The 13,694-nt window shown below is 42.2% G+C and carries 7 protein-coding genes; 6 read left to right on the forward strand and 1 reads right to left on the reverse strand.

Features of this window, described 5'->3' with window-relative positions; all coding sequences use genetic code 11:
- The first annotated feature begins 639 nt into the window (after positions 1-639).
- The 6 genes from S4054249_RS07060 (at position 640) to S4054249_RS07085 (ending at position 11,784) form a co-directional block, all read left to right on the forward strand.
- Positions 640-3,441, forward strand: a complete 2,802-nt coding sequence (locus S4054249_RS07060) for a TonB-dependent receptor (protein ID WP_046358164.1) — start codon at positions 640-642, stop codon at positions 3,439-3,441.
- Positions 3,442-3,518: 77 nt separating this feature from the next.
- Positions 3,519-5,015 carry a tryptophan halogenase family protein gene (locus S4054249_RS07065; RefSeq protein WP_046358165.1) on the forward strand — a complete coding sequence of 499 codons (1,497 nt, stop codon included), beginning with the start codon at positions 3,519-3,521 and terminating at the stop codon, positions 5,013-5,015.
- Positions 5,016-5,184: 169 nt separating this feature from the next.
- Complete coding sequence (locus S4054249_RS07070) at positions 5,185-7,023, forward strand: alpha-amylase family glycosyl hydrolase (RefSeq protein WP_046358166.1); 1,839 nt, start codon at positions 5,185-5,187, stop codon at positions 7,021-7,023.
- A gap of 2 nt (positions 7,024-7,025) precedes the next feature.
- Entirely contained in the window at positions 7,026-8,516 is a 1,491-nt protein-coding gene (locus S4054249_RS07075; protein WP_046358167.1) for an MFS transporter, read from the forward strand.
- 21 nt (positions 8,517-8,537) lie between these two features.
- The gene (locus tag S4054249_RS07080) at positions 8,538-10,928 is read left to right on the forward strand and encodes a glycoside hydrolase family 15 protein (RefSeq protein WP_046358168.1); all 2,391 of its coding nucleotides are present in this window, start codon (positions 8,538-8,540) and stop codon (positions 10,926-10,928) included.
- A 262-nt stretch (positions 10,929-11,190) separates the two neighbouring features.
- The gene (locus S4054249_RS07085; protein WP_046358169.1) at positions 11,191-11,784 is read left to right on the forward strand and encodes a glycosyltransferase family 29 protein; all 594 of its coding nucleotides are present in this window, start codon (positions 11,191-11,193) and stop codon (positions 11,782-11,784) included.
- Positions 11,785-12,297: 513 nt separating this feature from the next.
- Here S4054249_RS07085 and S4054249_RS07090 read toward each other — a convergent pair.
- Positions 12,298-13,602 (reverse strand): anti-phage deoxyguanosine triphosphatase, encoded by a 1,305-nt coding sequence (locus S4054249_RS07090; RefSeq protein ID WP_046358170.1) that lies wholly within the window; start codon positions 13,600-13,602, stop codon positions 12,298-12,300.
- Between the last annotated feature and the right edge of the window lie 92 nt (positions 13,603-13,694).

Genomic DNA, 13,694 nt, shown 5'->3' on the forward strand with positions numbered 1-13,694 from the left:
TGTGCAGTGAAGCCACTTCTTAAAGCGAGTTAAGTCAGCTAAAAGTATAAAGTGGTTCTGGTCGTTAATATTGTCGAAAAGCATACGGCATGCATGCATTTGAGTAAAAAAACTGCATACGTATGCATTTAAAATATTATGGATATTTGACAAAATTCTGACATTTGAAGGTTTACTAATTCAACTTTACCAATTTATAGTGAACAAGGTTTGGGGTCAGGTTTTATAAGCGCTTGGATTGCTAAAATTGGTAATACCAATTTCATGCTAACTTATTCAACACGCATTTATATGCGATTTTTAATGCCATACTTTGGTTAGCTATCGCTTGCGTTACACGCTTGTAAAATATAATTAAATGCATTGCTCAAGTTGTTAAATTTGATTGCTTTCTAAATAAGCTCAATAAAAATAATGGGTTACAATCTTTAAACCCCAATTTTTTCGATAAGCATACCCGCTCATCAATCTTTGAATACGTATGCATAAAGTTGTGACGAGCCGAGCCACAGCGCTAATATTGCGGGTGACAACAAAATTAACGTCAAATGAATTTATTTTTGCAGTTTTGATATCAATCTCTGTATTAGGTAAATAACAACAAAGCGACGTACAAAAAGCTAATTGGGATAAAACATTATGTCTACGTTCAAACCAAGTATGTTGACCTTGGCACTCGTTACTGCGGGTTTAAGCAATCAAGCAATTGCTGAGCAAAGTGAAGAGTCGGTAAAAAATGACCAAAAGAAAGTGGAAGTTGTAGAAGTACGTGGCTTCCGTGCAAGTATTGTTAAGTCAATTAATACCAAACGCTTTTCATCTGAAGTAGTCGAGTCTATTTCTGCTGAAGATATCGGTAAATTGCCAGATTCTTCAATTGCTGAGTCAATTGCTCGACTTCCAGGTATAACATCGCAAAGGCTGGATGGCCGTTCTAATAGAGTGACGGTGCGTGGATTTAGTGAAAATGAAGGTGCAACCACGCTGAATGGCCGCGAACAAGTGTCAATCAATGATAACCGCGGTGTAGAGTTTGATTTATACCCTTCAGAAATTATGAGCGGTGTAACCGTTTATAAAACGCCGAGCGCTAAACTTGATGCTGAAGGTGTGGCGGGTGTAATTGATATGCAAACTGTACGTCCGCTAAGTGTCAGTGATCGTGTTGTGCAAGTGAACGCGCTATATGAAAAGTCTGATTTAGGCAAACTAAACCCTGATGCCGACAATACAGGTATGCGTGGTACTTTTTCATATATTGATAAGTTCAATGATGACACCATGGGGGTTGCACTTGCTCTGACCACCACTTCTTCACCAAGCCAAGAGCAGCGCTGGAATTCTTGGGGTTACCCAGAGTTTGAAGAAAATGGTAAGCAGTACTCAATTTTAGGTGGTGCCAAACCCTTTGTTCGCTCTACAACGCTTGAGCGTGATTCTGTCATGTTTGTCTTTGAAGCTGCACCAAATGACAAGTTGTCTATGGTATTTGATGCGCTTTATATTGATTTTAGCGAAGACAAAATCTTACGTGGTATCGAAATTCCATTTGCTTGGGGCCAAGGCCTGCTTGACCCGCAAAGTGTGTCGATAGATGAAGCTTCAGGTTTTATTACAAGTGCAATAACAGAAGGCCAAAGGGCAGTTGTACGCAATGATTACGATTCTAAAGACGCGCAAATGCAGGCATTTGGTTTCAACGCAACTTATGAGCTAACTGATGCGACAACCATAGAAGTTGATTTAAGTCACTCGAGCGTTGAGAACAAAATTTGGAGTTTAGAGAGTTACTCTGGCACTGGCCGTGGTGATTTGCGTGGTGCTGCTGACAATATCGGTTATACCTTTAATACTGGCAACACCGGAGCACAATTTACTCATGAGCTGGATTACAGTGATTACGACTTAATCAAAGTTGGTGGCCCACTATCATGGGGTGGGAGCTCAGCACTTAATGAGAAATATGGTACGAACGCAGACGATCATCCATTTAAAAATACCTTACAAGATGGCTTCATTAATGCACCAGTGATTGAGGATGAAATCAATGCGCTGAGATTGGCTGCACAGCATGCGTTAGATAATGATTATATCAGTTCTGTTGAAGCAGGTATTTCTTATAAAGATCGAGATAAATCTAGAGTGTCTGAAGGTTATTTCATGACTCTAAAAGATTTCTCGTACCCAGACAATACAGGTTTGCTTACGGTGCCTGAGCAATACCGTTTAGGCACTGCAAACTTAGACTTTATCGGTATGGGCGATATGATTGCCTATGATTCGCGTGCAATGGTAGCGGATGGTTATTTCTCGCTACTTGCAGAAAGCTTGACGGATGCAAGCCATGCAGCAAGAACTTGGTCAGTAAATGAAGAAGTTACAGCTGCGTTTGTGCAAGCAAATATTGATATGGAAGTAGCAGGTATGCCATTGAAAGGTAATACTGGCCTGCGTTATGTCAAAACTGAAGTTGAGACTAAAGGTTCGAAAGCCGGTGTGGATGCACAAGGTCAAGTAATACTCGAAGATAGTAATGAGCATCATGATTATAGTCACTTGCTACCGAGCTTGAACTTATCCCTTTCGATTGATGACGAGCAAATGCTTCGATTTGGCTATGCAAAAACCATTTCTCGCGCAAGAATGTCTGATATGAATTCGTCTGTCATCAGAGCATATAAAGATGTACCGGATGAAAATGGTAACTATTGGGAGATTACTGGCGGTAATCCAGAGCTCGAACCAAAAGAGGCTGACGGCTTTGATTTAACTTATGAGAATTACTATCACTCAGAAGGTTACTTTACAGTTGGCGCTTTTTATAAAGACATAAAGACATGGATTTTTGACTCATCGACTGAAGAAGACTTATCTGGTGTTGTGAACCCTAAAACGGGTGAAGTACCGGCAAATTCTACAGCAACCCGTAAACTTAAAGTAAACGGCGGGGGCGGTGATTTGTATGGTTATGAATTTGCAGTGACATTCCCGCTCACGATTATTCACAGTAGTATGGAAGGTTTTGGTTTAATTGCGAGCCATACTCGTATATTCCAAGATGTTGAAGATCACAACGGCCAAGTGTTTGAACTTGCAGGTTTGTCTAAGAAAATGAGTAACTTGACTTTCTACTACGAAAATCATGGCTTCCAATTTAGAGCAAGCATGCGTAAACGCTCTGACTTTAAAGGTGATGTGTACGGCACTGGCTTTAAAACTGAACAAGTGGATATTTTGGGTGAAACAATTTGGGATGCGCAGCTAGGTTATGACTTTGGTGAAGCAGGCATTAAGTCTTTAGAAGGATTAACTGTGACATTACAAGCACAGAATATTACTGAAGAACCATTTACGTCTTTATCTGGTGACAATCACTTACAAATTCGAGATTATCAAGAGTATGGACGCGTATTCTTGTTGGGTGCAAGCTACAAGTTTTAAGTAGAGCATTAACTTGAGAATATAGAAAGAGCCTTATCGTACCGCGATAAGGCTTTTTTATTGTTATAGAGGTGAGCATGGCTAAACGAATTCAAAATGTGTTAATTGTTGGCGGTGGCACAGCAGGCTGGCTAAGTGCATCATTGCTAAAGCGAGTACTTAAAGATCAGGTTAACATCACTTTGATTGAGTCAGATGATATTGGCACAGTCGGCGTTGGCGAAGCCAGCATTCCGCCGATGGTTAATTTTAATGCCGCACTCGGGCTCGATGAGCGCACATTTATTGAACAAACTCAAGCGACGTATAAGCTAGGTATTGAGTTTGAAGGGTGGGGGTATCAGGGTAGCCGCCACATGCATGCCTTTGGTGAAGTGGGTAAAAGCTTTCCTTTTTGCGACTTTTTTCAAGTTTGGCTCAAAGCAAAGCAGCAGGGGTTAACAGACTGCTTGGCTGAGTATTCATTGAATACTCAAGCGGCAAAAGTCAACCGATTTGCACACTTGCAACATATCCCTAGTACACAATTACAAGGCCTTACTTATGCTTATCATTTTGATGCAGGTTTGTACGCTAAGTTATTGAGTAAGCACTCTCAGAATCAAGGTGTTAGGCGAGTCGAAGGGAAAATTACTGAGGTAAAGACTGATCCTAACACAGGGCATATCGCAGCAGTACTTTTAGCAAATGGTGAGCGATATAGTGCTGATTTATATCTTGATTGTAGCGGTTTAAAAGCCTTACTGATTGACCAAACGATGAATGTTGGATTTGAAGACTGGTCTCATTGGCTGCCTTGTGATAGTGCGTGGGCAGTGCCCAGTGAACAACTTGGTGGTGATATTAAGCCCTATACTCGCTCAATTGCAAAACATGCGGGCTGGCAATGGCAAATACCGTTGCAACATAGGGTTGGCAATGGTTATGTATTTTCAAGCAAATTTATCTCAGAGCAAGATGCCAAAGAAGCGTTATTACACAGCTTGCCAAGTCGTCCTATGGCTGAGCCTAAATTGATTAAGTTTAAAACTGGTATGCGTCGTAAGCAATGGCAAGGTAATGTCTTTGCAGTAGGCTTGGCGAGTGGATTTTTAGAGCCTCTTGAATCAACCAGTATTCATTTAATTCAAACATCTATATTACGCTTAATTAGACACTTTCCATTTGATGCAATAAAGGACAGTGCTATTGAAAACGTCAATATGGAGTTTGCAAATGAAATGGCACAAGTGAGAGACTTCATAATCCTTCACTATAAACTGACTGAAAGAGACGATTCGCGATTTTGGCAATGGTGTAAAAATATGTCGATCCCAGAAAGTTTACGCAGCAAAATCACGCTCTTTGAGGAAACCGGCCACTGCGCAGCGAAAACTGATGACTTATTTCAAAACGTGGCATGGCAACAAGTGATGGTGGGGCAGGGGCTGGTGCCAAAGACTTATCATCCATTGGCAGAGCAGTTTGATGACGAGCACTTAAAAAGCTTATTGGATAGCTTAAAAGTCTTATTGCAAACCACAGTAAACAAGCTGCCAAGCCACCAAGCATTTATCGATAAAATGACGAAATAATGCGGTGTATTTTAACAATATTGTTAAGGCGCGAAGTATCTATCATACTTCGCGTTTTTTTATATGAATAACAAATTAATCACCGCTTTGAATACGTATGCAAGTGGTTCAACACTGGGCTGCAAGTCAGTAGACTCAATTAAAATACCAATATGACAACAACAAGATAATGACAATAAAACCTTTGGTGCTTGCACTGAGCTTAATATCGGGCAGTGTTTTACTGACAGCATGTCAGTCTTCTCAACAAGCTGAGCACAGTAAGCAAGCCGAACAACAAGAGCAAAAGCCTGTCGTTTACCAAGTATTTACACGGCTATTTGGTAACACAAACACCAATAATGTGCCTTGGGGCACATTGGCACAAAATGGCGTTGGCAAATTCGAAGACTTCACGCCAAAGGCGTTATCGGAAATTAAAGCCATGGGCGTGACTCATGTATGGTATACGGGCGTGCTACACCATGCTTTAGTCGCCGATTACAGTGCATATGGCATTGGTATTGATGATCCCGATGTGGTGAAGGGTCGTGCAGGTTCACCCTATGCAATCAAAGATTACTACAATGTTAACCCTGATTTAGCAAAAGATCCTGCAAAGCGTCTGGCAGAGTTTGAAGCGCTGATCGAACGTACTCATGATGCAGACATGAAAGTGGTGATAGACATCGTACCAAACCATGTTGCAAGAAATTACCAATCTTTGAGTGCGCCGCAAGGGGCAGAAGATTTTGGCGCACAAGACAATACGTCGCTGACTTATGCCCGTGATAACAACTTTTATTATGTGACCGGGCAGGATTTCAAAGTCCCTACCTCTGCTGATTACCAAGTACTGGGTGGTAAGCCTCATCCACTTGCAGATAGTCAATTTACAGAATCACCTGCGAAATGGACGGGGAATGGCGCACGAGCTGCGCAGCCGCATATTCATGATTGGTATGAAACCGTTAAAGTTAATTACGGTGTTCGCCCCGACGGCAGCTATGACTTCCCAACGCTGCCTGCTGAAATGGAAACACAAGACTACCGTGCTCACCATGCATTCTGGCAAGATAAAGACCTACCGGATAGCTGGTATAAGTTTAGAGACATCACCTTATATTGGCTTGATAAAGGGGTAGATGGTTTCCGCTATGATATGGCTGAAATGGTGCCAGTTGAATTCTGGAGCTTTTTAAATTCTTCCATCAAGATGCAAAACCCTGACGCTTTTTTATTGGCTGAGGTGTATAACCCAACCCTTTATCGCCCTTATATTCACCAAGGTAAAATGGACTTCTTATACGACAAAGTGGGCTTTTATGACAGCTTGAAGTTATTGATGCAAGGCACTGGCAATGCACAAAGTGTGATGGATGCGCATTTAAGCGTGTCTGATATTGCACCACACATGCTGCACTTTTTAGAAAACCATGATGAGCAGCGTATCGCCAGCGCTGAATTTGCAGGCAGCGCTGAAAAAGGCAAGCCGGCGATGGTGGTGAGCCATTTAATCAGTAAAGCACCCACTATGTTGTATTTTGGGCAATCCGTCGGTGAAGACGGTTCAGAGATGGCTGGCTTTGGGAAACCTAGCCGCACCAGCATTTTTGACTATATCGGTGTACCTGCACATCAGGCTTGGATGAATAATGGTAAATTTGACGGTGGCCTGCTAAGTGATGCGCAAAAGGCATTACGTCAATATTATAAAAAACTCATGAACTTAAGCTCAATGCCTGCTATTCAACATGGCGCACTGGTGCAACTGAACACATTAGATAGTGCTAACAAGCCAGCTGAAAATGTGATGGCGTTTGCACGTGATAATGCCGCTCAGCAAGTCATTGTGGCAAGTAACTTTGATGCTGATAATGCGCAGAAGGTTACGATTGAATTACCAGAGGGGTGGCAAGGTAAAGTCGTCGATAAGTTGGAGTCTCACCCAACACTTGTCATTAAAAATAATCAACTCAACATCACTTTGGCACCGCTTGCCAGTGTTGTGTATGAGCTAGAGAACTAATTATGCAAAAACAAAAACCACAACTGAGTTTCTGGCAAATTTGGAATATGTGCTTTGGTTTTATGGGTATTCAATTTGGCTTTGCGTTACAAAACGGTAATGTGAGCCGAATTTTCCAAACGCTAGGCGCATCAGTGGATGATATTCCAATTTTGTGGGTGGCAGCGCCACTCACTGGATTGATTGTACAGCCGATAATCGGCTATTGGAGCGATAGAACGTGGACAGGCCTTGGCCGCCGTCGTCCTTTCTTTTTATACGGTGCGATACTGACGACCCTGTCACTTTTCATCATGCCAAACTCGCCAACACTATGGATTGCAGCCGGTATGCTGTGGATCATGGATGCGTCAATCAATGTCACGATGGAGCCGTTTCGTGCATTAGTGGGTGATAACCTCAATAAAAAGCAGCGTGCAACAGGCTATGCCATGCAAAGCTTTTTCATTGGCATTGGTGCTATTATCGCCTCTGCATTGCCTTGGATGATGACCAACTGGTTTGGGATCAGCAACACAGCAGCGCCTGGAGAAATCCCTGAGTCTGTAAAATATGCCTTTTATTTCGGTGGTGTGATTTTATTTTTAGCAGTGGGCTGGACCATTCTGAAAACCAAAGAATATACGCCAGAGCAGTTAGCTGAATTTGAATCACCAGAACTAAAACAAGCATCATCACAGCCAAAGCAGCGCATTCAGTTTGCTAAGTTTGCACTTGTAAGCGGCGCGATTGGTGGCCTTATTTTGGCAGGTGTTACCGTGTTAAAGCTAGAAAAAGAGCTTTATCTGTTAAGTGCACTATTACTGTCGTTCTCAGCGATTATTCTGATTGCGGGTTACTTGCAAAACAAACAGCGTACAAGCGGCGGTTTTTACGAAGTTATTTATGACGTATTCACTATGCCAGAAACCATGAGGCAATTGGCGGTGGTACAGTTTTTCAGCTGGTTCTCTTTGTTTGCGATGTGGATTTATACGACATCGGCGGTGACCAGTTTTCACTATGGTACGACGGATGTAACCTCGAAAGCCTACAATGATGGGGCTGATTGGGTCGGCATTTTATTTGCCGCATACAATGGTTTTGCAGCTTTGGCAGCCGTATGCATCCCATTTTTTGTTAAACATGTTGGCCTTAAGTGGGCGCATAGCTTAAACCTGCTTTTAGGTGCTGGTGCGCTCTTGAGCTTTTTGTTTATTTCAGATCCAAGCCTGCTATGGCTACCAATGATAGGTATCGGCTTTGCATGGGCATCCATTCTATCTCTGCCTTATGCCATGTTAAGCGATGCGGTGCCAGCGCACAAAATGGGCGTGTTTATGGGGATTTTTAACTTCTTTATTGTTATCCCTCAATTGCTGGCAGCCAGTGTACTTGGCCTTATCTTAAGAAACGTTTTCGAGAATCAACCTATTTATGCATTAGTTATTGGTGGTGTGTCGTTTATTTTAGCGGCGCTGTCTGTTGCACGTGTCAAAACAAGCGCGCAATAAAGCAGCCACTGAGGAGTAAAAATGAAAAAATTGTCATGTTTGTCGTTGGCATTAATTGCCGCAGGCCTTATCGGGTGTGGTAGCGCAACGAATACGCAGCAGATTAAAACCGCACCCGGTGCGCCGGGCGATAAGCCGTTTTGGACTTATTCAGATAAAACGGGCATTGGCACGTCTTATGAAGTCTATAAAAATGGCCAGTATGCAAATGATGCACAAACAGGTGAAGTATCTAAAGTTTGGTTTTCAATTGCCAAGGGCATGATCACTGAGACCATGTTTGGCCTTATTCATCAAGCGCAAATTCGTGATATGCAGTTTGTGGTGACAGGTAAAGACTTTACTGTGACAGAGCGCGATGAGTTAGAGGTGTCTATTGATTATCTTTATAAAGATAATCAAGGCCGTCCTTTATCACTGGCTTATAAAGTTGTTAGTACAGACAAGCAAGGTCGCTTTACACTAGAAAAACACATTTTCACGGACCCTGATGGCCAGACTTTATTTGTCAGAGCAAAAGTGGACACGCAGCTGAGCGGTGTAAAAGCGTTTGTGAACGTTAACCCATATGTGAATAACAACGGTCTGAATGACTCAGCAACCGTGACAGACAAAGGTCTGGTTGCTTGGGAAGCCGATAACTTTTTAACTTTGCAAAGTAGCACAGGGTTTGAGCAAGCATCGGTCGGTTTTACAGGTAGTAGTGACAATCTGAATGAACTTAAGAAAAGTCATGCATTGACAAGTACTTACCAAAGGACGGGTGATACAAAAGGCAATGTAAACTGGCTTGCAGAGCTTGGTGAAGTTAAGGGGTCTGCGACCTTTGATCTTGCTTTGAGCTTTGGCAAGTCACAAGCAGAGAGTTTTGCTCAAGGTGCTGCTGCGCTAAATAAAGGTTATAACAAAGTTCTTGCACACTACAATGGGCAAGGCGATTATATCGGCTGGGAAGATTACTTAACTAGCCTTAAACCGATGCAGCGTCTAGCAAACTACACCACAGACAGCGGTAAACTATTAAATGTCAGTGCATTAGTGTTAAAAGCACAAGAAGATAAAACGCACGCCGGCGCACTCATTGCATCACTGTCTAACCCATGGGGTGACACAGTTGCTGCTGAGCAAGGTCACACAGGATATAAAGCGGTTTGGGTACGTGACTTTTATCAAGTTGCTATGGCGTTCATGGCGATGGGCGACCCAGATACAGCGCTAACCTCATTTGAATACCTTGAAAAAGTTCAAGTGATGGATGGCACGCCAGGTAATCAAGGCGATACCGGCTGGTTTTTACAAAAAACGCATGTTGACGGGGAGTTAGAGTGGGTAGGTGTTCAGCTCGACCAAACCGCGATGCCGGTCATGCTTGCTTGGAAATTGTGGCAAGCGGGTGTGTTAAGCGATGAAAAGCTAGTTTACTGGTACGAGCGCATGCTCAAGCCTGCGGCAGAGTTCCTAGTAGATGGCGGTTTAGCAAAGATTTTGTGGAATGATACGCAAATTACGCCACCTGCGACCCAGCAAGAGCGCTGGGAAGAGCAAGACGGGTATTCACCTTCGACGACTGCAGCGATTATTGCTGGCCTGGTGACGGCAAGTGATATTGCCAAGTTAGCGGGTGATAAAGCAGGGGAGCAAAGGTATCTAGATACTGCTAAAAAGTATAACGACACTGTTGAAAAGCTCATGTTTACCACCGAAGGTAACTTGAAAGGCCAAGACACAGATGGTGAATACTTCTTCCGTATCGCACGTGATGAGAACCCAAACACCTCCACAAAATTGGGTGATAACAATGGCCGTACAGGACTTGATAAGCGTCAGATTATTGATGGTGGTTTCTTAGAGTTGGTACGTTATGGTGTAAGAGGTGCTGATGCGCCAAGCATTTTGAAAACACTGCCAGAGTACGAAGATGAAACGTTACCTGAAAACTTGCGTGTAAAATACAGCTTTACCTTTGCAGGCGATCCAAATTCGTACCCTGGTTACCGTCGTTACGGTAATGATGGCTATGGCGAAGATGAAGTAAAAGGGACTAACTATGCTGAGGGCGGTCAAAATACACCGGGACAGCGTGGTCGTGTATGGCCATTCTTTACTGGTGAAAAAGGCCATTATGAAATAGCGGCTGCCGCTGCGACTAAGGGCTTAACCAAAGACGTTGTGACGCGTATAAAGCATACCTATGTGCGTGGCATGGAGCACTTTGCCAATGAAGGTTTGATGCTACCAGAACAAGTTTGGGATGGCGTCGGTGTTAACCCGTTTGGTTACCAGCTGGGTGAAGGCACTAATTCGGCAACACCGCTGGCTTGGACACATGCAGAGTACGTTAAATTAGTCCGTTCACTTGCAGATAAAAATGTCTGGGATCATTACCCAATTGTCAGCGAGAAGTTAAAATAACTCACCATTCTAAAGCGGTGTATTAACAATGCACCGCGATTATCCTCTATTTGAAAATTTATTTTTACCTAGTAATTAAAATAATAATTAGCAATTTAAAAATTGTTTTACTTTGTGTTTGTTTGTAATTTTCTTTATTTTTCCTATTAATTTCCGATTCATTTTATCAGAATATAATCTTCCGGCTTTTAGGTTGGCTGGTGATTTTATATGAACTTCTATGAAAAACCGATTATGTGATTTTTTGAAAGGATATTAGAAAATGCAAAATAAAAATGTACTTATTATAGGTAATGGGCCTGTTAATACTGATATAAGCAAGCAAGTTGAAGAGTTTGACCGTGTAGTGCGATTTAATTTTTGCGCAGGACTACCTGCTCATCTGGGCACCAAGTGTACTGATTTATGGTTATCAAGTCGCGGCAGGCAAGCTATGAAGATTGCCCAGCAGTTTCCCCGCCTCAACTTAAGTAACCTCAGTCAAGTTATGCTAACTGACCCAAAACAAAGTATTTTCAAACAAATATTATTTAAAGCAATAAATCGAAAAGGGAAAATAGATTTTGGCGATAAAATAGCAAGGCACGTTGACGACAAGCAGATCATTCAAAGAATTGATCAGCGCTATCGCGCTTCGGTTTTATCAGATCTTTTAAAGCTAGGTAAACCTGAATGTAAACCCGTATGTCCAAGTTCAGGGTTGCTTGCCATGCACTACTTCATCGAAAGGTGTCAACATGTCACTATAACTGGGTTTGGTTTTCAAGGTTGGAAACGACACCCTTGGGCTCAAGAAAAGCAATATGTCGATAAATTGGTTAAACAAGGTAAGATTGATTGGCTAAATTTAAATTGATCATTATTCAATTTTATTTTTATATAAAATCTTTTTCTTAAGTTTTATTTAATGTTGGTTATTATATTTTTATTTAAGCCGTATAAGTTAAAAGGTTTATCGACATATACGGCTAAGCCGTTATTTATGGCTCACAACGATGCCAACCGGTTGTGCATTTCCATGTTGCGTACCATCTGCGTCCACCATTAACTTGTTTAGTTACTAGCTTGTTTAGTTACTAGCTTGTTTAGTGCGGCACTGTCATTAGACAAGTTTTTTAAGTTGCCTTTTTGTAGCTTTAATTTCATTGTTAGTCCTTTTTGAGATGAATGAATATCATATACAGGCTAGCATTTGTGTATAAAAAGCAAACTACACATTCGTGACAATCCAGCATGTGAGCAAAACGGTGTACCTGGTGCAAACAGGCCTCACTTTTTCTGTGAGGATAATGAAATTGTCCTTACATGGCTTGGCCAATAAGAGTACAGGCAAAGCTCTATCGCTTCACCTGTTCACACCCCAACAGATTTATATTCTGGCCATACTATTGCCAAATAATCGAGCATGACAGCGCCTTGCATACTCATCAGTCATGCCAGATAAATAATCTGTAAGTACCCGCATTTTTGCTATGTCACTGTCTGCTTGCTCATATTGAGACTGGGCGGTATAAGGAAGCAATCTCATTGGGTCGCTGGAAAATGCGTCGAATAGGTCAATCAGCATATTCTGACCGCTGAACTCAATTTGCTGCATGGTCGGTTCTCGAATGAGTCTTTGATAGACAAATTGCTTGAGTACTTTAAGGATGGCTTCAAATTCATCGTTGAGTTTGACGGTATTTTTAAGTAGTGGATCGTCAAAGTCGGCATCGTGCTGAACCAAAGCACAGTGAACAATGAAAATGTTGACCAGTTCGCCAATGGCGTCTTTTCTAAGCGGTTCATCATCAGAAAAGAGGCGATGCGTTAAACTTGATAGGTTTTGTTCAAGCCAAGGTGAGTTAATTTGTTTGAACTCAGGCATCGCATAGTTATACCAGTCGCGCTCACTGAGTGTGCCAGTGGCAATTGCATCTTCTAAATCATGCACAGCATAAGCAATGTCATCCGCATATTCCATGATGGCCGCATCAAGAGATTTATAGACAGTCTTAGACTTAAACTCATCAATGGGACTGTGCATTGTGAAAAGGGCTTTATCCTTGTTAGACAAAGGCGACAATATCCAATCAAAAACGTCTTTATCACAATCGTAAACGCCTTTGGCAGGAAACCATTTTTGCGTATAGATAAAACGTTGATGAGGACTAATGCTTTGAGGCTTAAGCTGTAATGCAGAGATGTGCGCTGGATATTTTATAAAACCGAGTAGCGTACGTCTGGTCAAATTCATACCATAGCCATTTGAGTAGGGCTCTAACTTGGTCACAATACGGAGCGTTTGTGCATTACCCTCGAAGCCGCCGTAATCACGCATCAAATAATTGAGAGCGATTTCTCCACCATGTCCAAAAGGGGGGTGGCCAATATCATGGGCAAGACAGATGGTTTCAATGAGGCTAGCAGAAGGGAAGTGCTCAAAGTCAGGGTTTTGCAATTTGAGGTGGCGCAATAGGCCTGTTCCTATTTGAGATACCTCCAATGAATGCGTTAGTCGTGTACGATAAAAGTCATTCACGCCAATACTCATGATCTGCGTCTTTGATTGCAGGCGTCTAAAGGCGGCAGCGTGGATAATTCGAGAGCGATCTACTTGCCACGCTGAGCGATTATCGTTGGGGCGATTTTTTATTTGATCAAGTAATCTTTGTTGCCATACGGGCTGGGTCATAAGGTACTCTATGTGACTGGTTATTGTCTTATTCCATCTTTGTAAGCTAAGTATAGCGATGCAAAGTTAAAATTGTAATTACTTGGAATAGT

This window comes from Pseudoalteromonas luteoviolacea, from assembly GCF_001750165.1.
GTDB lineage: Bacteria > Pseudomonadota > Gammaproteobacteria > Enterobacterales > Alteromonadaceae > Pseudoalteromonas > Pseudoalteromonas luteoviolacea_G.

Coding starts and splice junctions, on each gene's coding strand:
- S4054249_RS07060 (WP_046358164.1), top strand. CDS start 640: ATGTCTACGTTCAAACCAAGTATGTTGACCTTGGCACTCGTTACTGCG.
- S4054249_RS07065 (WP_046358165.1), top strand. CDS start 3,519: ATGGCTAAACGAATTCAAAATGTGTTAATTGTTGGCGGTGGCACAGCA.
- S4054249_RS07070 (WP_046358166.1), top strand. CDS start 5,185: ATGACAATAAAACCTTTGGTGCTTGCACTGAGCTTAATATCGGGCAGT.
- S4054249_RS07075 (WP_046358167.1), top strand. CDS start 7,026: ATGCAAAAACAAAAACCACAACTGAGTTTCTGGCAAATTTGGAATATG.
- S4054249_RS07080 (WP_046358168.1), top strand. CDS start 8,538: ATGAAAAAATTGTCATGTTTGTCGTTGGCATTAATTGCCGCAGGCCTT.
- S4054249_RS07085 (WP_046358169.1), top strand. CDS start 11,191: ATGCAAAATAAAAATGTACTTATTATAGGTAATGGGCCTGTTAATACT.
- S4054249_RS07090 (WP_046358170.1), bottom strand. CDS start 13,602: ATGACCCAGCCCGTATGGCAACAAAGATTACTTGATCAAATAAAAAAT.